The organism is Pseudomonas sp. NBRC 111132 (genome assembly GCF_001320565.1).
GTDB classification, from domain to species: domain Bacteria; phylum Pseudomonadota; class Gammaproteobacteria; order Pseudomonadales; family Pseudomonadaceae; genus Aquipseudomonas; species Aquipseudomonas putida_P.
Genome location: NZ_BCBI01000063.1, coordinates 1 through 20,383, shown reverse-complemented (window position 1 = coordinate 20,383; position 20,383 = coordinate 1). Strand labels below are relative to the sequence as shown.

The 20,383-nt window shown below is 63.9% G+C and carries 16 protein-coding genes; 11 read left to right on the top strand and 5 right to left on the bottom strand.

The genetic code is table 11. From position 1 onward, the window contains the following. Nucleotides 1–2: 2 nt before the first annotated feature. Nucleotides 3–563 carry an FMN reductase gene (gene msuE, locus APH35_RS23660; RefSeq protein WP_012271814.1) on the bottom strand — a complete coding sequence of 187 codons (561 nt, stop codon included), beginning with the start codon at nt 561–563 and terminating at the stop codon, nt 3–5. Between the two features lie 297 nt (nt 564–860). Next, nucleotides 861–2,756, bottom strand: a complete 1,896-nt coding sequence (mrdA, locus tag APH35_RS23655; RefSeq protein ID WP_041166469.1) for a penicillin-binding protein 2 — start codon at nt 2,754–2,756, stop codon at nt 861–863. A gap of 560 nt (nt 2,757–3,316) precedes the next feature. On the opposite strand from mrdA, the gene APH35_RS23650 reads away from it, so the two are divergent. The 3 genes from APH35_RS23650 to APH35_RS23640 all read left to right on the top strand — a co-directional run bounded on the left by APH35_RS23650 (nt 3,317) and on the right by APH35_RS23640 (nt 6,838). After that, complete coding sequence (locus APH35_RS23650) at nt 3,317–4,657, top strand: MFS transporter (protein ID WP_060515626.1); 1,341 nt, start codon at nt 3,317–3,319, stop codon at nt 4,655–4,657. 103 nt (nt 4,658–4,760) lie between these two features. Beyond that, the gene (locus tag APH35_RS23645) at nt 4,761–6,014 is read left to right on the top strand and encodes an OprD family porin (protein WP_012271817.1); all 1,254 of its coding nucleotides are present in this window, start codon (nt 4,761–4,763) and stop codon (nt 6,012–6,014) included. Between the two features lie 110 nt (nt 6,015–6,124). Continuing rightward, on the top strand, nt 6,125–6,838 hold the full coding sequence (locus APH35_RS23640; protein ID WP_012271818.1) for a GntR family transcriptional regulator: 714 nt from the start codon (nt 6,125–6,127) through the stop codon (nt 6,836–6,838). A gap of 6 nt (nt 6,839–6,844) precedes the next feature. Here APH35_RS23640 and APH35_RS23635 read toward each other — a convergent pair whose 3' ends face one another. Both APH35_RS23635 and APH35_RS23630 read right to left on the bottom strand, forming a co-directional pair. Then, on the bottom strand, nt 6,845–7,795 hold the full coding sequence (locus APH35_RS23635) for a PDR/VanB family oxidoreductase (protein WP_060515625.1): 951 nt from the start codon (nt 7,793–7,795) through the stop codon (nt 6,845–6,847). A gap of 12 nt (nt 7,796–7,807) precedes the next feature. Beyond that, nucleotides 7,808–8,875 (bottom strand): aromatic ring-hydroxylating oxygenase subunit alpha, encoded by a 1,068-nt coding sequence (locus tag APH35_RS23630; protein WP_012271820.1) that lies wholly within the window; start codon nt 8,873–8,875, stop codon nt 7,808–7,810. A 214-nt stretch (nt 8,876–9,089) separates the two neighbouring features. Here APH35_RS23630 and APH35_RS23625 point away from each other — a divergent pair, with 214 nt between their 5' ends. Genes APH35_RS23625 through APH35_RS23615 form a run of 3 tightly spaced genes read left to right on the top strand, consistent with a single transcriptional unit; the run spans nt 9,090 to nt 13,262 of the window. Then, nucleotides 9,090–9,755 (top strand): ABC transporter ATP-binding protein, encoded by a 666-nt coding sequence (locus tag APH35_RS23625; protein WP_012271821.1) that lies wholly within the window; start codon nt 9,090–9,092, stop codon nt 9,753–9,755. Then, nucleotides 9,755–12,217, top strand: coding sequence for an ABC transporter permease (locus APH35_RS23620; RefSeq protein WP_060515624.1), 2,463 nt, complete (start codon nt 9,755–9,757; stop codon nt 12,215–12,217). Before APH35_RS23625 ends, APH35_RS23620 begins: the two co-directional genes overlap by 1 nt. Then, complete coding sequence (locus APH35_RS23615) at nt 12,207–13,262, top strand: lipocalin-like domain-containing protein (RefSeq protein WP_060493377.1); 1,056 nt, start codon at nt 12,207–12,209, stop codon at nt 13,260–13,262. Before APH35_RS23620 ends, APH35_RS23615 begins: the two co-directional genes overlap by 11 nt. A 160-nt stretch (nt 13,263–13,422) precedes the next feature. Here the strand turns inward: APH35_RS23615 and APH35_RS23610 are convergent, their stop codons facing one another. Then, complete coding sequence (locus APH35_RS23610; protein WP_012271824.1) at nt 13,423–14,169, bottom strand: enoyl-CoA hydratase-related protein; 747 nt, start codon at nt 14,167–14,169, stop codon at nt 13,423–13,425. A gap of 99 nt (nt 14,170–14,268) precedes the next feature. On the opposite strand from APH35_RS23610, the gene APH35_RS23605 reads away from it, so the two are divergent. The 5 genes from APH35_RS23605 to APH35_RS23585 all read left to right on the top strand — a co-directional run bounded on the left by APH35_RS23605 (nt 14,269) and on the right by APH35_RS23585 (nt 20,328). Beyond that, entirely contained in the window at nt 14,269–14,913 is a 645-nt protein-coding gene (locus tag APH35_RS23605; protein WP_012271825.1) for a TetR family transcriptional regulator C-terminal domain-containing protein, read from the top strand. A gap of 73 nt (nt 14,914–14,986) precedes the next feature. Beyond that, complete coding sequence (locus tag APH35_RS23600; protein ID WP_012271826.1) at nt 14,987–15,703, top strand: response regulator; 717 nt, start codon at nt 14,987–14,989, stop codon at nt 15,701–15,703. Continuing rightward, a complete protein-coding gene (locus APH35_RS23595; RefSeq protein ID WP_012271827.1) occupies nt 15,700–16,476 on the top strand; it encodes a substrate-binding periplasmic protein in 777 nt (258 codons plus the stop codon). Before APH35_RS23600 ends, APH35_RS23595 begins: the two co-directional genes overlap by 4 nt. Continuing rightward, nucleotides 16,473–18,725, top strand: coding sequence for a hybrid sensor histidine kinase/response regulator (locus APH35_RS23590; protein ID WP_060515623.1), 2,253 nt, complete (start codon nt 16,473–16,475; stop codon nt 18,723–18,725). The genes APH35_RS23595 and APH35_RS23590 overlap by 4 nt, the downstream gene beginning before the upstream one ends. A gap of 196 nt (nt 18,726–18,921) precedes the next feature. After that, complete coding sequence (locus APH35_RS23585; RefSeq protein ID WP_012271829.1) at nt 18,922–20,328, top strand: amino acid permease; 1,407 nt, start codon at nt 18,922–18,924, stop codon at nt 20,326–20,328. Nucleotides 20,329–20,383: the final 55 nt, after the last annotated feature.

Below are 20,383 nucleotides of genomic sequence, written 5' to 3'. Positions count from 1 at the left end.
CCTCAGGCGCTTTTACGCAGGGCGTGGTGGGCGCCGAACAGTGGCACGGCACGCTCGGCGGCCAGGCGGATACGGGCGGCAAGGGCGTCGCTGGAGACACGGTAGTCGGCCATTTCCGCCTGGCTGGCGAATACGCCGATGGGCAGGGTCAGGGCCTGCAGGAAGCTGAACAGCGGGCGCAGCTGGTGGTCGAGCACCAGCGCGTGGCGTTCGCTGCCACCGGTGGCGGCGAGCAACACCGGGGTGTCGACCAAGGCGTCCTGGCCGATCAGGTCGAACAGGTGCTTGAAGTGGCCGGTGAAGCTGCCGCGGTACACGGGTGTGGTCACCACCAGCAGGTCGGCCCGTTCCACCAGGCGCAGTTGCTGCTCGACAGTGTCGGGCAGTTCGCTGCGCCACAGGGCGCTGCCCAGTGGCCGGGCGATCTCGCCCAGTTCGATCAGGTGCGGCTTGATGTGCAGGTGTTCGGCCAGTTCGGCGAGGATCGCTTCGGTCAGGGCCAGGGTGCGCGAAGGGCGGGAAGTGCCGCCGGACAGGGCTACGACGTTCAGTGGGGTGCTCATGGGCTAGTCTCCGGTTCTGGTTGAGCGGGACTTTGCTTGAGCAATCGTCGTGCCTGGTTCTAATGTTGTTATAGATCAACTAGTTAGCGAGTATTAGTGGCTGCGCTGCTGTTGCCGTGCGGGCGTTTTGTGTTGATCAGGTGTTGCGCTGCAAACAGTTGGCCGGGTGTTGGCGGCTGTACAGTTGGGAGAGTTATAGAGGATTAATGAATAGATAAAAAAGAATAAGAAGTCATATTATTATTCTATTTTTATCTTAAAGGTGTTGCGTGGTGCTGCGCAGCAGCCCCAAGCACCCTAGATGTGGGGGGCGTTGCGAGGGGATACCCCACCCGCAAATTCCGGTTTCAAATGCCCCTGTTCATCCAGCAGGTAAGCATCCATCACCTCCCGCACCACCGGCCCGGCCACTCGGCCCCCAGCCTCGCCGTTCTCGATCATCACGGCCACCACCACGCTCGGGTGGTCAGCCGGGGCAAAGCCAACGAACAGGGCGTTGTCACGGTGCCTTTCCAGCGTCTTGTCGCGGTTGTAGCGCTCACCCTGTTTGATTGCCACCACCTGCGCGGTACCGCTCTTGCCTGCAATCCGGTACTGCGCACCGGCTGCTGCGGCGCGGGCGATGCCGCGCGGGTCGTGCATGACCATCTGCATGCCTTGGCTGACCTGGTCCCAGGCGTGCTTGTCATGCAGCACGATATTGGGCATTGGGTTGGGGTCCACCGGCACATCGCCGCCCACGGTCATGGCCAGGTGCGGGCGATGCCACACGCCTTTGCTTGCCAGCAGGCTGGTGGCTTGGGCCAGCTGTAGCGGGGTGACCTGCATGTAGCCTTGGCCAATGCCGAGGATCAGTGTCTCACCCGGGAACCAGGCCTGGCGCCGCGTGGCGCGCTTCCACTCGGCCGAAGGCATCAGCCCCGAGGCCTCCTCGAACATGTCCAGCGACACCTTCTGGCCCAGGCCGAACTCGGCCATGTAATCGTGCAGGCGGTCGATGCCCAGTTTATGAGCCAGGTCGTAGAAGTAGGTGTCGTTGGAGCGCATGATGGCGGTGTACATGTCTACCCAGCCGTCGCCGCTGCGGTTCCAGTTGCGGTACTTGTGGTCGTAGTTGGGCAACTCATAGTAGCCAGGGTCGAACACCCGGCTGCCAGGGGTGATCACGCCGCTGTCGAGGCCGGCGATGGCCACTTCAGGTTTAACCGTCGAGCCGGGCGCATACAGGCCACGCAGCACGCGGTTGAACAGCGGGCGGTCGATCGAGTCGCGCAGGGCGGCGTACTGCTTGAAACTGATGCCCTTGACGAACAGGTTGGGGTCGAAGCTGGGGTTGCTGACCATCGCCAGTACGTCGCCATTGGCCGGGTCCAGCACCACCACCGAGCCACGGCGCTCGCCCAGGGCCTTTTCCGCGGCCACCTGCAAGTGCGCGTCCAGGGTCAGGACAATGTCCTGACCAGGAGTTGGGTCCTTGTGGTTGAGCACGCGCATCACCCGGCCCTGGGCGTTGGTCTCGACCTCTTCATAGCCCACGTGGCCATGCAGCTGGCTCTCGTAGAAGTGCTCGATGCCGGTCTTGCCGATTGACTGGGTGCCGCGGTACTCGGTGCTGTCGAGGACCTTGGCTTCTTTCTCGTTGATGCGCCCCACATAGCCGACCGAATGGGCGAAATGCTCGGCCAGCGGGTACTCGCGGATGAACTGCGGTTCGACCTCCAGGCCCGGCAGGCGGAACTGGTTTACCGCGACCAGGGCGATCTGCTCTTCGCTCAGGCCCACCATCAGGGTCACCGGCTCGAACGGCTTGCGGCCACGGCGCAGGTCTTTGTCGAACTGCTTGCGGTCGTCTTCGGTCAGGCCTAGTACCTGGGTCAAGGTGTCGAGCACTTTGGCCGAATCGCCGCCGGCCCGCTCACGGGTCATGGTCAGGTCGAAACTGGGCTTGTTGTCGGCCAGCACCACGCCATTGCGGTCGTAGATCAGCCCGCGTTCGGGGGCGATGGGTAGCACGTGCACGCGGTTGTTTTCCGACACCGCGGTCTGCTGGTCGTGCTGCAGTACCTGCAGCACATAGAGCCGGCCCACCAATACGGCACACAGGCTGAACACCAGGGCGGCGCAGGCCAGAAGCCGGCGGTTCACCAGGTGTTTTTCCTTTTCGTGGTCCTTGAGAGGGATGGGTTGCGGCATCAGGGGCTCTTTCCTACAGGCATCGCGCTGGCCGTGCGGGCGCGCGATCGGGCCGGGGATGCTACGCAACACATCCCGCCCTCTCAAGGCGAGGCGCGGCTGGCCGCAGGCTGATAACGCCTGTGTGTCCCATGATCAGGGCGCTGGCGGCAAACATGAAGATTTGTTCATGGCTGAGCCGCATGGAGGATTCGATGCTGGTTTTTTGCGTCATTATGGATCCATAAAAGAATCGTGTTCGATTAACGAACGAAAAATCATATGAGGCTTAAGCGGATAACATATTGAAATAAATAGATAAAAAATAAAATTGGTAGATCGGTCACGTAGAGTTTTGGTGGTTTTCTCAAAGCGCTTGGCTTTGGTTTGTTGTTTGTGGATCCATTATCTGGTTGATTAGCGCCTGACAACGGCCGGAGCCCTCCTGCCGTATGCGACAACAATTACAAAAAGGGTCCAGTCATGAATGGCTTTCCAAGGGTACGGAACCGTCAGGGTTCCATGCGCTTTGCCGGCGTGTGCGCATCAGTTCTCCCACCTGTGAACCGGCAGGTGGCCCTATGAATACCGACCTCAAGCAACGCCTGGACAACGACCCGATGGGCCGCTTCCAGTGCCTGGCCATTGGTATTTGCATCATCCTCAACATGATCGATGGCTTCGACGTGCTGGTCATGGCCTTCACCGCCGCCTCGGTGTCCGCCGAGTGGGGCCTGAACGGCGCACAGGTAGGGCTGCTGCTCAGCGCCGGCCTGTTCGGCATGGCAGCCGGGTCGTTGTTCATCGCACCATGGGCCGACCGGTTTGGTCGACGCCCACTGATCCTGTTGTGCCTGGCGCTTTCGGGCATTGGCATGCTGCTCTCGGCACTGAGCCAAACCCCGCTGCAATTGGCGCTGTTGCGAGGCCTGACCGGGCTGGGCATTGGCGGCATCCTGGCCAGTAGCAACGTGATCGCCAGCGAGTACGCCAGCAAGCGCTGGCGTGGCCTTGCGGTGAGCCTGCAGTCCACCGGCTATGCCCTGGGCGCGACCCTGGGCGGGTTGCTCGCGGTGTGGCTGTTGGGGCATTGGGGCTGGCGCTCGGTGTTCCTGTTCGGCGGCATCGTCACCGTGCTGGTGATCCCGCTGGTATTGCTGTGGCTGCCGGAGTCGTTGGACTTCCTGCTGGCTCGCCGGCCAGCCAATGCCCTGGCCCGGGTCAACCGCCTGGCAGTGCGCCTCGGTCAGCCGGCACTGGCGCAACTGCCGGCACTGGCGGCGAGGGCGCAGGGTACCACCCGTGGTTTCAGGCAACTGCTGGCGCCGGATATGCGCCGCACCACGTTGGTGATCTGGTTGCTGTTCTTCCTGGTCATGTTCGGCTTCTACTTCGTCATGAGTTGGACGCCGAAACTGCTGGTGGCCGCTGGCCTGTCGGCCCAGCAGGGCATCACCGGCGGTGTGCTGTTGAGTGTCGGCGGCATCCTCGGTGCGGCGCTGATCGGCGGGCTGGCATCGCGTTGGCCACTGACGCGGGTACTGGCGTTGTTCATGCTCATCACCGCCGCACTGCTGGTGTTGTTCGTGGTCAATGGGGCCTCGGTCACTGCTGCGCTGGCGCTGGGGTTGCTGATCGGGCTGTTTTCCAACGGCTGCGTGGCCGGCCTGTATGCCTTGTCGCCAGTGGTCTATGACGCCTCGGTACGCGCCACCGGCGTGGGCTGGGGCATCGGTATTGGCCGCATGGGCGCGATCCTGTCGCCGACCGTGGCTGGCGTATTGCTCGATGGCGGCTGGCAACCGCTGCACCTGTACGGGGTGTTCGCCAGCGTGTTCGTGCTGGCCGCAGGTTGCCTGTTGCTACTGCGGCCAATGGCCAAGCCAGCGGCCGCCCTCTCTACCGATGCACTGAGCCACTGAGTGCAACCCGGCCTGGCCGGGTACCTGAATGCAGCACGTCGCCCCAAGCCCATACCGGCCTGGGGCGGTTGGCTGCGCCTATGAAAAGCGGAGAACAATAATAATGATGCACACAACTTGCACGCTGGCCCGTTCGGCCCTGGCGGTGTCGCTGGCGCTTGGCCTGGGTTTGCCGGCCTGGGCCGAGGAGGGCGGCTTCCTTGAAGATGCCAAGGCCGGGCTGACACTGCGCAACTACTACTTCAACCGCGACTTCCGCGACGCAGGGGCGGCCAAGAGCAAGGTCGAAGAATGGGCCCAGGGTTTCATTTTCAAGTTCAGCTCTGGCTACACACCGGGGCTGATCGGTGTTGGCCTGGACGGCATCGCCATGTTCGGCGTGAAGCTGGACAGCGGCCGTGGTACCAGCGGCTCCGAACTGCTGCCGGTGCACGATGACCGGCGTGCGGCCGACGACTATGGTCGCGCCGGTCTGGCGGCCAAGCTGCGTATTTGCGCGACCGAACTGAAGGTCGGTGAGCTGTTGCCGGATATTCCGCTGCTGCGCTACGACGATGGCCGCCTGCTGCCACAGACGTTCCGCGGGGCAATGCTCGATTCGCGGGAGATCGAAGGCCTGAGCCTGCAGGCCGGCCAGTATCGCGAGGTGAGCCTGCGCAATTCTTCCGACATGCAGGACCTTTCCGCCTGGGCCGCGCCTGGGGTGACTTCGGATGGTTTCAACTATGTCGGCGCCGAGTACCGCTTCAACCAGCAGCGCACGCAGATCGGCGCCTGGCATTCGCAACTGGAGGACATTTACCAGCAAAGCTACTTCAACCTGCTGCACAGCCAGCGGCTGGGGGAGTGGACACTGGCGGCCAACCTTGGCTACTTCATCGACCGGGATGATGGACAGGCGCGCATTGGTGATATCCAGAGCCGCACTGGCTACGCTTTGCTGTCGGCCTCGCACAGTGGCCATACCCTGTACCTGGGGTTGCAGAAGGTCAGTGGCGACAGCCCGTGGATGTCGGTGTATGGCAGTAGCGGGCGGACCTTGGGCAACGACATGTTCAACGGCAACTTCAGCAACGCCGACGAGCGCTCGTGGCAAGTGCGCTACGACTACAATTTTGCCGCTATGGGTGTGCCTGGGTTGCTGGCCATGGTGCGCTACGGGCATGGTGAAAATGCCACCACGGCGGCCGGCAGCAATGGCAAGGAGTGGGAGCGCGATACCGAAGTGAACTACACCTTCCAGAGCGGGGCGTTGAAGAACCTCAACATCCGCCTGAACAATGCGACCAACCGGCGCAGCTTCAACAGTGATTTCGACCAGACGCGGCTGATTGTCAGCTATCCGCTGACGTTGTAAACGCCGCGACTTAATCGTTGGCTGGCCTGCCGGCGATGTGGGCTAACAGGCCACCAACAACCCCTCACCTTGCGCTAAGATGCCCGCTCATGTCCCTGGAAGTAGCCTGGATGAGCAAGCCCGGTCAAATGGTGCTGGTCGCGTTGCGCAAGATGATCGCCTCGGGCGAGCTGGCGGCCGGCGAGCGCTTGATGGAAGTCCCCACCGCCGAGCTGTTCGGCGTTTCTCGCATGCCGGTGCGCATGGCGTTTCGTACCCTTGAGCAGGAAGGCTTGCTGGTGCGTTTTGGCGGCCGGGGCTTTCAGGTGCGCTCAGTCAGTGCCGATGACATCGCCGGTGCGGTCGAGGTGCGCGGCGTACTGGAGGGGCTGGCCGCGCGCCAGGCTGCAGAGCGTGGTTTGTCGGTGCAAGCACGCGCGGCGCTGCAGCAGTGCCTGGTCGATGGCGACCAGCTGTTCGACAAGGGCTTCGTGACCGAAGAAGACCTGCAGGCTTACCACGACCTGAACATGCGCTTTCACCAGGTGATCATCGAAGCCAGCCACAACCCGGCCATTGCCGATGCCCTGGCGCGCAACGACCACCTGCCGTTCGCCTCGGTCACCGCGCTGGCGGTGGACCGCCATGACCTGGCCCGCGAATACCGGCGCTTCAATTTTGCTCACATGCAGCATCACGCGGTGTTCGATGCCCTGACCAACCGCCAGGGTGCCCGCGCCGAAGCGATCATGCGCGAGCACGCCAATGCCACCTTGCGCTACGCCGAGACCTTTGGCGGGGCGACGGCAGACGCAGGCATGAAGGTTATCCTGCCCTCGGCGTAAACCGGTTCAGATATCCAGCACCAGCAGCGGCGTTTTCGAGCGCGAGCAGCAGGGCGTGAACTGATCGTTCAGCGCCTGCTCCTCTTCGGTAAGGAACATGTCGCGGTGGTCCGGCGTACCCTGCAGCACGCGCGTCAGGCAGGTGCCGCAGATACCCTGTTCGCACGACATGGCAATCTCGATACCGTGCTGTTCCAGCACCTGCACCACGGTCTGGTCGGCCGGCACCTCGAACACCTGCCCCGTGCTGCCCACCTGCACCGAGAAGCTACCGTCGTTGCTGGCATCCACCGGCGCTGCGGCAAAATACTCGCGGTGCAGGTTGGCCTCCTGCCAGCCCAGTCCCTTGGCGCTGTCCAGCACATGCTGCATGAACCCGCCGGGCCCGCAGACATACAGGTGCGCATCCTCTTGCGGGTTGCCCAGCACCCGGGCGATATCCAGTGCGGTTTCCGGTTGCTCGTCAAAGTGTACGAACAGGCGGTCGGCGAACGGCGCGTTGCGAATGCGTTCGACAAAGGCCGCACGCTCGCTGGAGCGGGCGCAGTAGTGCAGCTCGAAGTCATGGCCGCTGTGGGACAGCTGCTCGGCCATGCACAGAATCGGGGTAATGCCGATGCCACCGGCAAACAGCAGGCTGCGCTGCGCCCCCTCGGCCAGCGGGAACAGGTTGCGCGGCGCGCTGATGCGCAGCCGTGCGCCGGCCTGCACTTGCTCGTGCAGGCTGCGTGAGCCTCCCCGCGAAGCCGGGTCGTTGAGCACGCCAATCAGGTAACGGTGGCGCTCCTCGGGGTGGTTGCACAGCGAATACTGGCGCACCAACCCATCGGGCAAATGCACGTCGATATGCGCGCCAGCGCTGAACGCCGGCAGCAAGCTGCCATCCGCTGCCGCCAGCTCGAAGCTGCGAATACCTTGCGCTTCGTCGTTACGGGACACCACTACGGCATCGATCATGTCGGCTGTTCCTCAGGCAGGGGTGGCGCTGGTAGCGATCAGTTGCGGTTGTGGCGCACGCTCTTTGGCGATGATGCGCTCCAGCACCTTGCGCGACTGCACGCCGCCAGCATCGATGTTCAGCTTCAGCAGGTTGCGCTCGGGGTGGGCCAGCAGGTTCTGCTGCTGGCGTTCGAGCATCTCCAGGTCTTCGCTGAAAATCTTGCCTTGGCCTTCGCGGATGTTGTCGGTCAGGGTTTGGTCATGCGCGGCGAAGTTGCGTGCCATGCCCCAGAAGTACCAAATCGATGTGTCGGTCTCTGGCGTGATGAAATCCACCACGATGCTCGACGCCTTGTGCTGCGCCTCGGCGTGGTAGCCACCCTTGCCGGCATGCGCCACACCCACTTCGATCAGCACATGGCTAGGCGGGGTGAAGCGGCAGATCTGCCAACGGTCCACCGGTACATCATCGGCCAGGCCGTTGCCACGCAGGGCCATGCGCCAGAAGGGCGGAGCCATGATGTTTTCCATGTGCCGGGCGGTGACCACTTCGTCGCCGGTGACGGTGGTGACTGGCGGGGCCTCGTCGATTTCCTTCTGGCCGATGCTGGAGGCATGCACGTAGGTTTCGTGGGTGAGGTCCATCAGGTTGTCGATCATCAGGCGGTAGTCGCAACCGATGTGGAACAGCCCGCCACCGTAGGCCCATTCATCATTCACCGCCCATTCAAGGTGCGGAATCAGCGCCGGGTCGGCCTGCGCCTGGTCGCCTGGCCATACCCAGACAAAGCCATAGCGCTCGACTGCAGCGAAAGTCTTGTTGCAGGGAAAGCCCCGTACCCGCTGGCCGGGCATCGACACGGTCTTGCCATCGCAGCCCATGACCAGGCCGTGGTAGCCGCATACCAGGTTGCCGTCCTCGACATAGCCAAGCGACAACGGCGCACCACGGTGAGGGCAGAAATCCTCGACGGCGGCTACACGGTTCTCGTGGCCACGGTAGAACACGATTTTTTCCCCGCAGATCCGCCGGCCCAAGGGCTTGGTGGCGATCTCGTCGGGGGTGCAGGCAACGTACCAGGTGTTTTTGGGATACATGGGAGGCTCTCCGGGGTTTTGTTTTTATTTAATGGATCCATTAGAGCCGTTAAAGAAAATCACGGTCAATCTATATTGTGTGCTTATGGTGGGTTTTGTGCGGTTATCGGATCGTTGTGGATCCATTGTTGGCTAGCGATGAGAATCGCAATACGCCTCTGCGACCACGTACCTGCTATTACTTAGCAGACACATCACACACCAAGGCCCCTCGATGCTCGCCATCGAAAACCTTCACAAATCATTCCCCACTCCCCAAGGCCCGCTCCCGGTTCTGCAGGGCGTCGATCTGCGCCTGGCACGCGGCAGCAGCCTGGCACTGATGGGCGAGTCGGGCAGCGGCAAGAGCACCTTGCTGCACCTGGTGGCTGGCCTGGACCGGGCCGACAGCGGCCGCATCCTGATCGACGACGTTGCGCTCGACGGCCGTTCGGAAGCGTCTCTGGCACAGTGGCGGCGTGAGGGGATTGGCCTGGTGTTCCAGCAATACAACCTGATCAGCAGCCTGGACGTCGGCCTGAACCTGACCTTCCAGGCTCGCCTGGCCGGGCGGTATGACCCGCATTGGGCGGCTTACCTGGCGCAACGTCTGGGCCTGGCGGGCCTGCTTGCGCGTTACCCGGAACACTTGTCGGGCGGCCAGCAGCAGCGGGTCGCCATCGGCCGCGCGCTGGCCGGGCGACCGGCATGGCTGCTAGCCGACGAACCCACCGGCAGCCTGGATGAGGCCAGCAGCGACGAGGTGCTGAACCTGTTGCTGCAGTTGGTTGCCGAAGCCGGCAGCGGTGTGTTGATGGTGACTCACAGCCCACGGTTGGCGGCGCGTTTGCAGCAGCGCTGCTACCTGCAGGCCGGCTGCGTGCGGCACGAGCAGGGCTGATGAGGCTGTTGTCGCTGGCATTGATGGCGTTGCTCAGCCATTGGCGGCGCCACCGCGTGCAGTGCTTGAGTATCTTCACTGGCCTGTGGCTGGCCACGGCGTTGTGGACCGGGGTGCAGGCGCTGAACAGCCAGGCACGCAGTGACTATGCCCGGGCCAGCGCGGTTTTGGCCGGGCCGTTGCAGGCGCAATTGCTGCCGCGCACTGGCGAGCGCTTCGACCAGGGTTTGTACGTGCAACTGCGCAGGCTGGGCTGGGCGGTATCACCGGTGCTGGAAGGGCGCTTGCGCCTGCCGGGCGAGCCGGCGCACAGCGTGCGGCTGATTGGCATCGAGCCATTGAGCCTATCGCCGGCCAGCAGCATTGCCGGTGTACAACTGCAGGCATTCGACCTGCAGGCTTTTATCGGCACGCCCGGGCAAGCCTGGGTTGGGCCAGACACCTTGCGTCAGTTGAGCGCAAACCCCGCGCAGCGGGCCCGCGACAGCGAAGGGCAGTTGCTGCCGCCTTTGGTTTTGCAGCCCGCGTTGGCGCCTGGGGTGATGGTGGTGGACATCGGCCACGCGCAGGCGTTGCTGCATGCATCTGGGCAGTTGTCACGCCTGCTGCTGGCCGGGGCACCTGGGCCATTGCCGGCAGATATCGCGCCCTTCCTCGAACTTCAAACACAGCAGGACGATGGCGGTTTGCAGCGCCTGACCGACAGTTTCCACCTCAACCTGACTGCGCTCGGCCTGCTGGCGTTCATCGTCGGCTTGTTCATCGCCCACGCCGCCATCGGCCTGGCGCTGGAACAGCGGCGTGGGCTGATCCGCAACTTGCGCGCCAGCGGCATCAGCCTGAAGACCCTGCTGTATGCACTGTTGCTGGAGTTGGGCCTGTTCGCGGTGCTGGGCGGGCTTGCCGGGGTGGCCAGTGGTTATGCCTTGGCCGCGTGGCTGCTGCCCGATGTGGCCGCCAGTTTGCGCGGCCTTTATGGCGCACAGGTGGCGGGTACGCTGAGCCTGCCCGCGTGGTGGTGGCTGCTGGGCGTGCTGGTGAGTGTATTCGGGGCATTGCTGGCAGGGCTGGGCAGCGTCATGCGTGCGGCCCGATTGCCGTTGCTGGCGCTGGCGCAACCTCAAGCCTGGCGGCTGGCGCAGGGGCCATGGCTGAGGCGTCAGGCATTGATCGCGGGCTTGCTGCTGTTGCTGGCTTTGGGCTGTGGCGTGTTCGGAGCCAGCCTGCCCAGCGCGTTCGCCATGCTGGCGGGGTTGCTGCTGGCGGCAGCGCTGCTGTTACCGGGCATGCTCGACCGGGTGCTGGCCTGGCTGGCGCGCCGCTGCCAGCGGCCATTGGCGCAATGGTTCGTTGCCGACAGCCGCCAGCAACTGCCGGCCCTGAGCCTGGCGTTGATGGCCCTTTTGCTGGCGCTGGCTGCCAGTGTTGGCGTGGGCAGCATGACCGAGGGTTTTCGCAAGACGTTTGTCGGTTGGCTTGGCCAGCGCCTGTCCGCCGACCTGTATGTCACCCCACGCGATACAGCCCAAGGCCTGCAGATAGTCGAGTGGCTTGAGCAGCAGCCTGCGGCCAGTGTGGTGCTGCCCGGCTGGCGCGTGGACATTCAACTACAAGGTTGGCCGGTACAAGTGCAGGGCATTGTCGATCACTCCGTTTATCGAACGCGCTGGCCACTATTGGAACAGCAGCCACATGCCTGGCAGCGACTGGCCCGCGGGCAGGCTGTAATGCTCAGCGAACAGTTGGCCAGGCGGTTGAAACTGCAACTGGGCGATAACCTCAAGCTGCCTGCGAACACGTCGCCGGCCTTGCCTGTTGTGGGGATCTATGCCGATTACGGCAACCCCAAGGGGCATGTCCTGGCCAATGCCGGCTGGTTGCGCGAAAACTGGCCACAGGCAACCCTGACCGGCTTGAGCGTCGACTTGGCCGCTGAACGGGTGCCGGCGCTCAAGGTCGCTCTGCAACGGCATTTTGCCCTCGACGACAGCCGCGTGGTCGAGCAGGCGCGCCTGAAGCGCTGGTCGACCGACGTGTTCAACCGCACCTTTGCCGCCACCGCTGCCCTCAACAGCCTCACCCTTGGCGTGGCTGGCGTGGCGTTGTTCATCAACCTGTTGACCCTGGGCCAGTCCCGGCTGGGCCAGCTGGCACCGCTATGGGCGCTGGGTGTGCGGCGTATGCAACTGGTCTGGCTGGGCCTTGGCCAGACACTCATGCTGAGCAGCCTCACCGTGTTGATGGCGATCCCGCTGGGGTTGCTGCTGGCCTGGTGCCTGGTCGCGGTGGTCAATGTTCAGGCGTTTGGCTGGCGCCTGCCGCTCTATGTCTTTCCCGTGCAGTTGCTGCAGTTGGCCATGTTGGGGTTGTTCACCAGTCTGCTGGCCAGCGCCTGGCCGCTGTGGCAGCTGGCGCGCCGCCAGCCGCGCGAACTGTTGAGGCCCTTTGCCGATGAAGCGTAATGCGTGGCTGTTGCTCAGCGTGTTGTTGTGCGGCTGTGATCAACCAGCACCACAGAGTTATGCCGGGCTTGGGCAGCAGGCCGGCGAATTCAGCCAGGTGACCCGCGACCATCGGCTGGCATTTCCACAGGACCACGGTCCACACGATGGTTTTCGTATCGAGTGGTGGTATGTCACCGCCAACCTGAAGGACGCCCAAGGCCGTGACTGGGGCGCCCAGTGGACGCTGTTCCGCTCGGCCCTGCGCCCAGGCCCGGAGACCACCGACTGGAACAGCCCGAACCTGTGGATGGGGCACGCGGCCTTGACCGGTCCGGGCGGCCACCAGTCTGGCGAAACCCTGGCGCGCGGCGGTATCGGCCAGGCCGGAGTGCAGGCTCAGCCGTTCCGAGCGTGGATCGATGACTGGTCGTTGCAGGGCAGGGGCAGTATCGAAAACCTGCGGATGGTCGCCGGTGGCGATGGTTTTCGCTATGACTTGCAGTTGCACAGCGATCACCCTCTGGTGCTGCACGGGGAGCAAGGTTACAGCGAGAAATCTGGCAAGGGGCAGGCTTCGTACTATTACAGCCAGCCTTTCTACCAAGTGCAGGGGCACATTCAGCGTGGCAGCCAGTGCATCGCGGTCACTGGGCAGGCCTGGCTGGACCGGGAATGGAGCAGCCAACCGCTGGCGTCAGGGCAAACGGGCTGGGACTGGTTTTCGCTGCACCTGGACAGTGGTGCCAAGCTGATGCTGTTTCAGGTACGCGAGGCGCGGGGGGACGCGTACCGCGCTGGGACCTGGGTTGGGCCGCAGGGTGAGGTGGTGGCGCTGGACGCAGCGCAGATTCAGCTGCAGGCGCAAGCCTGGTCTGCGCAGAAAAACGGCAAAAAGGTGCCGACACGGTGGCGGGTGCAGGTGCCTGGGCATGGAGTGGATGTGCAGGTTGATGCCGTGGAGCCGCAGGCGTGGATGCAGACGCGATTCCCTTACTGGGAAGGGCCGGTGCGGTTGAGCGGGAGCGCGGGTGGGCGCGGGTATCTGGAGATGACTGGATATTAGTCAGTCTGGTCATGACGCGGTCCCTTGTTGGAGCGGCCTTGTGTCGCGATAGGGCCGCAAAGCGGCCCCAACAATGTTGGGGCGATTCGAAGATCCTGGGGGTGCTTCGCACCCCGATCGCGACACAAGGCCGCTCCTACAAGGGGCCACGCCAGCCTGTTCAATCCTTGATGAGTGCGCGCAGCACAGCTCGTGCATCTTCGCTGCGCAAGCACTCGATGAACAACCGGCTTTCCCGCGCCACTGTGTCTTCAAGCTCCGCTCGCTGGCTGTCCTTGAGCAACCGCTTGCTGATGCGCAATGCCGCCTGCGGATAGCCTTGCAGCTGCCGCGCCAGGGTGCGGGCAGCCGCCAGGCACTGCGCGCCGTCTTCATGCAGTTCATTGGCCAGCCCCCAGGCCACCATCTGTTCGCCATCGAGCAACGCGTTGGCCAGCAGCAAGCGCGCCGCACGGGCCTGGCCAAGCAAACGCGGCAGCAACAGGCTGGAGCCGAACTCCGGGCACACACCCAATGGCGCGAAGGGCATGCGCAGTTTGGTCGAGCGGCTGACCAGCACCTGGTCGCAATGCAGCAACAGGGTGGCCCCGATGCCGATCGCCGCGCCACTGACCGCTGCGATCAGCGGCTTGTCCAGCCCCATGACTACCCGCATCAGGCGGAACACCGGGCTGTCCAGGTCGCTGGGCGGGTTGTCGAGGAAGTCGCGCAGGTCGTTGCCAGCGCTGAAGCAGTGCGGCCCACCGGTGATGATGATGGCGTCGACATCAGGGTTTTCACCCGCCGCCAGCAGCAGGTCGCCCAGCTGTTGGTACATGGCGGTGTTCAGGGCATTGAGCTTGTCGGGGCGGTTGAAGGCCAGGGTCAGCAGCCCTTGGTCCAGGTCGCGTGTGATCAGGTCGTTCATGGCAGCCGCTTTTATTGTTGTGGGCAGGTGCAAGGGTTTATCACGCTGTCCGGCTTGTTGTACAGTCGTTCAGTCCAGCCCCTAACCCGAGACCCACCGATGACTCAGGAAGCCCGCTACCACCGCATGCTGCCGGAACTGCGCAAAGCCAACCTGGTCGAGGCGACCTTGGTGTGCCTCAAGCGCCATGGCTTTCAGGGGGCGTCGATCCGCAAGATCTCGGCTGAAGCCGGGGTTTCGGTGGGGTTGATCAGCCATCATTACGCCGGCAAGGACGAACTGGTGGCCGAGGCCTACATGGCCGTTACCGGCCGGGTGATGGGCCTGCTGCGCGAGGCCATGGCCCAGGCTGCGCCCAATGCCCGCGAGCGGCTGTCGGCGTTCTTCCGCGCCTCGTTCTGCGCCGAGCTGCTCGACCCGCAATTGCTCGATGCCTGGCTGGCTTTCTGGGGCGCGGTGAAGACCGCCGACGCCATCAACCAGGTACACGACCACTCTTACGGCGAGTACCGCAACGAGCTCAGCCGGCTGCTGGCCAAACTGGCCGAGGAAGAGGGCTGGCAGGGTTTCGATGCCGACCTGGCGGCCATCAGCCTGAGCGCCTTGCTCGATGGCCTGTGGCTTGAGTCGGGGCTCAACCCCGGCACCTTCACCCCCGAGCAGGGCGTGGTCATCTGCGAGGCCTGGGTCGATGGCTTGCAGGCCGGTGGTCGGCGGCGCTTCAGCCTGCCCGAGGGCTGTTGATCGCCCGTTCAGTAACGAGTACGCTGCTGTCGCGAGTGTGTAGAACAACACCAATAAAAAGAGACGACACGCAATGACGCCTCGGGTATTGATCGTCGATGACGATCCGCTTATTCGTGACTTGCTGCAGGCCTATCTGTCCCAGGAAGGCTACGACGTGCACTGCGCCGACACGGCGGAAAAGGCCGAAGCCCTGCTCGGCAGCCAGGATGTCGACCTGGTGCTGCTGGACATCCGCCTGCCTGGCAAGGACGGCCTCACCCTGACCCGCGAGCTACGGGTGCGCTCGGAGGTCGGCATCATCCTCATCACCGGGCGCAATGACGACATCGACCGCATCGTCGGCCTGGAATGCGGCGCCGACGATTATGTCATCAAACCGCTCAACCCCCGCGAGCTGGTGTCCCGTGCCAAAAACCTGATCCGCCGCGTGCGCCATGCCCGCGAGGTACACCCGGCCCCGGCCTGCGCACAATCGCTGAAGCAGTTCGCCGACTGGGCGCTGGACACCGATCGCCGTCGCCTGATCGACGCCCGTGGCGGGCAAACCCTGCTGACCCACGGCGAGTTTCAACTGCTCAGCGTGTTTCTGCGCAACAGCGGCCACACCCTTAGCCGCGACCAGCTGATGGACCAGATTCGCAACCGCGAGTGGGTGCCCAACGACCGCTCCATCGATGTGCTGGTCGGGCGCCTGCGCCGCAAGCTGCATGACGATCCGGCCGAGCCACAGCTGATCATCACCATCCACGGCACCGGCTACCTGTTCACCGCCAGTGTGGCGGCATGAGCCACTGCGCCTGGCTGTCGGCACTTGCGCTGTGTGTTGCGCAGGCCAATGCCAGCGAGCCGGTGCGGTATTGCGACTACCCGGTGTACCCACCCATTTCCTGGAGCGATGGCCACCAAGTGCGTGGGCTTGCCCCAACCGTGGTGCGTGAGCTGTTCGCACGCCTGGGCTACCCGGTGCAAACCGTGGTGCTGGGCAACTGGAAGCGCTGCCTGCTGGACGCCGCCGCCGGGCGGGTGGACGTGGTGCTGGCCTATAACAGCGACCAGCGCGACCAGCGCATGCGTTTTTCCACGGTGCCGGTGTTGCGCGAGGAAGTGGCCGTGTTCTACAACCGCAAGCGGCCGGTGCAGTTCCAGCAACTGGAGGACCTGGCCGGCTACCGTGGCGGCCTGTTATACGGTGAAAGCTACGGCGCTGAGTTCGACCGCTTCGTCGCCCGCCACCAGAACATCGAGCGGGTGTCGTCCAGCCAGCAGAACTTTGGCAAGCTGATCCGCGGCCGCATCGACTACGTGATCCAGGAGCGGCGTACTGGCCAACTGTTCATCGAACACTTGCCCGGCGCGCAGGACATCCGCGTGCTGCCCACTGCACTGAGCGTGGACTATCTGCGTGTAGCCGTGTCGCGGCAATCCCCCCTGAGCCAGCACATGGATGAAATCGACGAGCAGCTGCAGCGCATGAACCGGGCTGGCGAGATCGAGCGCTGGCTGGAGCAAAGCGAAGTCACCTACCGCGACATGATCAAGCTGCCGGCGGATGCCCGATGATACGCCTGCGCACCGACGGCCTGCTGCGTCGCCTACTGCTGTTCATCCTGCTGTTCAGCCTGTGCTTCACCGTGCTGGCCAGTGGCGTGCAGCTGTACTTCGAGTACCGCCGCGAAATGCGTGACATAGACGCACGCATGGCGTTGATCCGCGCCGGCTACCTGGCCAGCCTGGAGCGTAGCCTGTGGGACCTGGACGAGGCGCAGCTGGATGTGCAACTGCGCGGCCTGGTGGACTTTTCCGATGTGGCGCGGGTGCGCCTGGTCAGTGATGATTTCCAGTTGTTGCGCGGTGAGGCCGAAGCCACAGGGCCGCTGCGCATCGAGCGCTTCCCCCTTGATTATCAGCCACCCTCGGGGCCGCCCAGGCACCTGGGCGAGCTGGAAGTCAGCATCGACCTGGGCGCGGTGCACCGCCGGTTGTACGCCACAGGCCTTGCCAGCCTGCTGTGGATGGGCGTGTTTCTGTGCGGCCTGGCAGTGGCACTGTCGGGGCTGTTCTACCGCCTGGTCACCCGCCACCTGCAAGTGATGGCCGAATTTGCCCGTCGTATTGGCGCCGGCCAGTGGCAGGAGCCGTTGCGCCTGGGGCGCCGACGTTCAGCGCGCCCCGATGAGATCGACACGGTGGCCAATGCCCTGGACGATATGCGCCGCGCCATCCTCAGCGATATCGAGCGCCGTGAGCGCGACCGCCTGGAGCTGCAGGGCAAGCGCGACGAATTGCAGGCCATGGTCGAGCGGCGTACGGCCAGCCTGGCCCGCGCCAAGGACGAGGCCGAGGCTGCCAACCTGGCCAAGTCACGCTTCCTGGCGACCATGAGCCATGAACTGCGCACGCCGCTCAACGGCATTCTGGGCATGGCCGAACTGCTGCGCGGCGGGCGCCTGGAGGCGGCCGACCGCCAGCGTGTCGAGGCCTTGTACAAAGCCGGCGAGGGCCTGCTGGCGATTCTCAACGAGGTGCTGTATTTCGCCCGGCTCGAAGAAGGCGAAAGCCGCGCCGAGCTGGTAGGTTTTTCCTTGCGCCAGTTGTGCCAGGAAGTGCTGGCGTTGCTCGAACCCATGGCCATGGAAAACGCCGACACCCTGCAACTGCATGTCGATGAGCAGTTGGCCGCGCACCAGCACGGCGCCGAGCAATACCTGCGCCAGGTGCTGAGCAACCTGCTGGCCAATGCCATCAAGTTCACCGAGCACGGCCAGGTACAGCTTACGGTGCAGGTGCTGGCCAGCAACGAACGCTCGCAGCGCCTGCGGTTGTCGGTCAGTGACAATGGCATCGGCATCGAGCCCGCCGTACAGGCGAAGATCTTCGACCGCTTCGTCCAGGCCAGCGAAACAGTGGCGCGTCGCTATGGCGGCACTGGCCTGGGCCTGGCGATCTGCAAGCACCTGGTGGAAAAACTGGGCGGCAGCATCGGCCTGGACAGTGTGCAAGGGCAGGGCAGTTGCTTCTGGTTCGAGCTCGACATGGCGCGCGGGCAGCCCGTGCCTGCGGGCTCACCTGCCCCTTTGTCCTTGCTCAGCCTGGATATCCTGGTGGTCGAGGACGTTGCGCTGAACCGCGAGGTGGCGGGTGGCCTGCTGCTGCGCGATGGCCACCGGGTGAGCTTTGCCGAAGACGCCGGGCAAGCCCTGCAGGCGTGTGCGCAGCGGCGCTTCGATCTGGTCTTGCTTGACGTGCACTTGCCGGGCATGAGCGGGGTGGAGTTGTGCCGACAGCTGCGTGCCTCGCCTGGTCCGAACCGCCACAGTCGGATCCTGGCACTGACGGCTGGCGTGCAGCCGGGGCAGGTATCGGGCTACCTGGATGCTGGCATGCAAGGGGTACTGGCCAAGCCCTTGCGGCTGGACAACCTGCGCGAGGCGCTGGCCGAAGTAGCCTGCGGCGAAGTGACCAGCGCTGACGCAGACATGGACTGGTCACTGCTGGACACCCACCGCTCGCTGCTGGGCGAACAGAAGCTGCAAGGCCTGTTGAAGGTGCTGCGCCAATCACTGGAGCAGCATGCCACGGCGCTGGCCGAGGCGCTGCCGGCCCAGGACTTCACCGAAGTGCTGCACCTGGCCCATCGCCTGGCCGGTAGCTGCGATTCCTTGGGGTTCGCCGGGCTGGCAGCGCTGTTGCATCGCCTGGAAGAGGCGGCCCGGCAGCAGGACATCGAGGCGATGCAAACCCTCGACGGGCCGCTGGCCACCCAGCTAAGTCAGGCCCGCGCCACGCTGGAACAGCTGATCCAGAGCTGACGTACAAAAAACTTACGACTTTTTACATCTTCGATCCGTTCGTACAACGGCACCTTACATCCGTTTCCAATAATCCATGGCAACCGTGTTGCACGCGGTCCATGAGGCTTATTGGAGACAAGAATAATGACATGCCGTAGCGCTCAGCCCCTCCTTCGCACCGCCCCACGTGCCTGCCGCAATGGCGAGGTGCGCCATGACTGATACCGTTGAAAAAATCCAGCTCACCCGGGCCCTGAAAAGCCGGCACATCTTCATGCTGTCGCTTGGCGGAGTGATTGGCACCGGCCTGTTCATGGGCTCGGGCGTGACCATCAACCAGGGCGGGCCGGTGGGTGCGATCCTGGCCTACCTGGTCGCGGGTTTGCTGATGTACCTGGTGATGGTCTGCCTGGGCGAACTGTCGGTGCAGATGCCGGTGTCCGGCTCGTTCCAGGCCCATGCCACCAAGTTCATCGGCCCAGCCACCGGCTTCATGATCGGCTGGGTGTACTGGATGAGTTGGGCCACTACGGTGGGCCTGGAATTCACCGCCGCCGGCATGCTGATGACCCGCTGGTTCCCGGACGTGCCGATCTGGTACTGGTCGGCACTGTTCGTGGTGGTGCTGTTCGGCCTCAATGCCCTGGCCACTCGCGCGTTTGGTGAAGCCGAGTACTGGTTCTCGGGCATCAAAGTGGCGACCATCCTTGGCTTTATCATCATCGGCCTGCTGGTGATCTTCGGTGCCATCCCGTTGACCAGCGGGGCGCCGGCGCCGATGCTGGACAACCTGGTGGGCGAGTCGCTGTTCCCCCACGGCCTGTCGGCGGTGTTCGCGGTGATGATGACGGTGGTCTATGCCTTCCAGGGCTGTGAAATCATGGGCGTGGCGGCCGGCGAGACCGAGCACCCGGAAAAGAGCATCCCGCGGGCGGTGCGCAACGTGGTGTTCCGCGTGCTGATCTTCTACGTGCTGGCGATTGCGGTGCTGTCGGCCATCGTGCCGTACGAGCAGGCTGGCCTGATGGAAAGCCCGTTCGTGCAGGTGTTCGACATGGTCGGCATCCCCTTTGCTGCCGACGTGATGAACTTCGTCATCCTCACCGCCATTCTTTCGGTGGGCAACTCCGGGCTGTATGCCTCTACGCGCATTCTCTGGGCCATGTCCAAGAGCGGCATGGCGCCGAAAAGCCTGTCGCCACTGAGCAAGCGCGGCGTGCCGCTGCGGGCGCTGAGCATCACCCTGTGCTTTGCGCTGATCTCGCTGATGACCAGCTTCATTGCCGCCGACACGCTGTTCATGGTGCTGATGGCGGTGAGCGGCATGTCCGGTACCGTGACCTGGATCGTCATCGCCCTGGCGCAGTATCGCTTCCGCAAAGCCTACCTGCGTGACGGTGGGCAGTTGCAGGACCTGAAGTACAGGGCGCCGCTGTATCCGTTGGTGCCGCTGCTGTGCATCACCCTGTGCAGCTCGCTGTTCGTGTTCCTGGCATTGGATGAAACCCAGCGGCCGTCGCTTTACTGGGGCTTTGGCTTCATTGCCCTGTGCTACGCGGCGTACTACTTCGTCAATCGTCGCCGGCAAGGGGCATTCGAGCCTAGCGTCCCTGGCGTCTGAGTCCGTAGCTCGTGGTTGGTAAGTGTACGTCGCTGCATGTTGGTCGCCTGTGAGA

Bases quoted from the DNA above. Each gene is read 5' to 3' on its own strand.
- APH35_RS23620 (WP_060515624.1), top strand. From the start codon at position 9,755: ATGAGGCTGTTGTCGCTGGCATTGATGGCGTTGCTCAGCCATTGGCGG.
- APH35_RS23645 (WP_012271817.1), top strand. From the start codon at position 4,761: ATGATGCACACAACTTGCACGCTGGCCCGTTCGGCCCTGGCGGTGTCG.
- mrdA (WP_041166469.1), bottom strand. From the start codon at position 2,756: ATGCCGCAACCCATCCCTCTCAAGGACCACGAAAAGGAAAAACACCTG.
- APH35_RS23615 (WP_060493377.1), top strand. From the start codon at position 12,207: ATGAAGCGTAATGCGTGGCTGTTGCTCAGCGTGTTGTTGTGCGGCTGT.
- APH35_RS23595 (WP_012271827.1), top strand. From the start codon at position 15,700: ATGAGCCACTGCGCCTGGCTGTCGGCACTTGCGCTGTGTGTTGCGCAG.
- APH35_RS23640 (WP_012271818.1), top strand. From the start codon at position 6,125: ATGAGCAAGCCCGGTCAAATGGTGCTGGTCGCGTTGCGCAAGATGATC.
- APH35_RS23635 (WP_060515625.1), bottom strand. From the start codon at position 7,795: ATGATCGATGCCGTAGTGGTGTCCCGTAACGACGAAGCGCAAGGTATT.
- APH35_RS23630 (WP_012271820.1), bottom strand. From the start codon at position 8,875: ATGTATCCCAAAAACACCTGGTACGTTGCCTGCACCCCCGACGAGATC.
- APH35_RS23590 (WP_060515623.1), top strand. From the start codon at position 16,473: ATGATACGCCTGCGCACCGACGGCCTGCTGCGTCGCCTACTGCTGTTC.
- APH35_RS23585 (WP_012271829.1), top strand. From the start codon at position 18,922: ATGACTGATACCGTTGAAAAAATCCAGCTCACCCGGGCCCTGAAAAGC.
- APH35_RS23650 (WP_060515626.1), top strand. From the start codon at position 3,317: ATGAATACCGACCTCAAGCAACGCCTGGACAACGACCCGATGGGCCGC.
- APH35_RS23610 (WP_012271824.1), bottom strand. From the start codon at position 14,169: ATGAACGACCTGATCACACGCGACCTGGACCAAGGGCTGCTGACCCTG.
- APH35_RS23605 (WP_012271825.1), top strand. From the start codon at position 14,269: ATGACTCAGGAAGCCCGCTACCACCGCATGCTGCCGGAACTGCGCAAA.
- msuE (WP_012271814.1), bottom strand. From the start codon at position 563: ATGAGCACCCCACTGAACGTCGTAGCCCTGTCCGGCGGCACTTCCCGC.
- APH35_RS23625 (WP_012271821.1), top strand. From the start codon at position 9,090: ATGCTCGCCATCGAAAACCTTCACAAATCATTCCCCACTCCCCAAGGC.
- APH35_RS23600 (WP_012271826.1), top strand. From the start codon at position 14,987: ATGACGCCTCGGGTATTGATCGTCGATGACGATCCGCTTATTCGTGAC.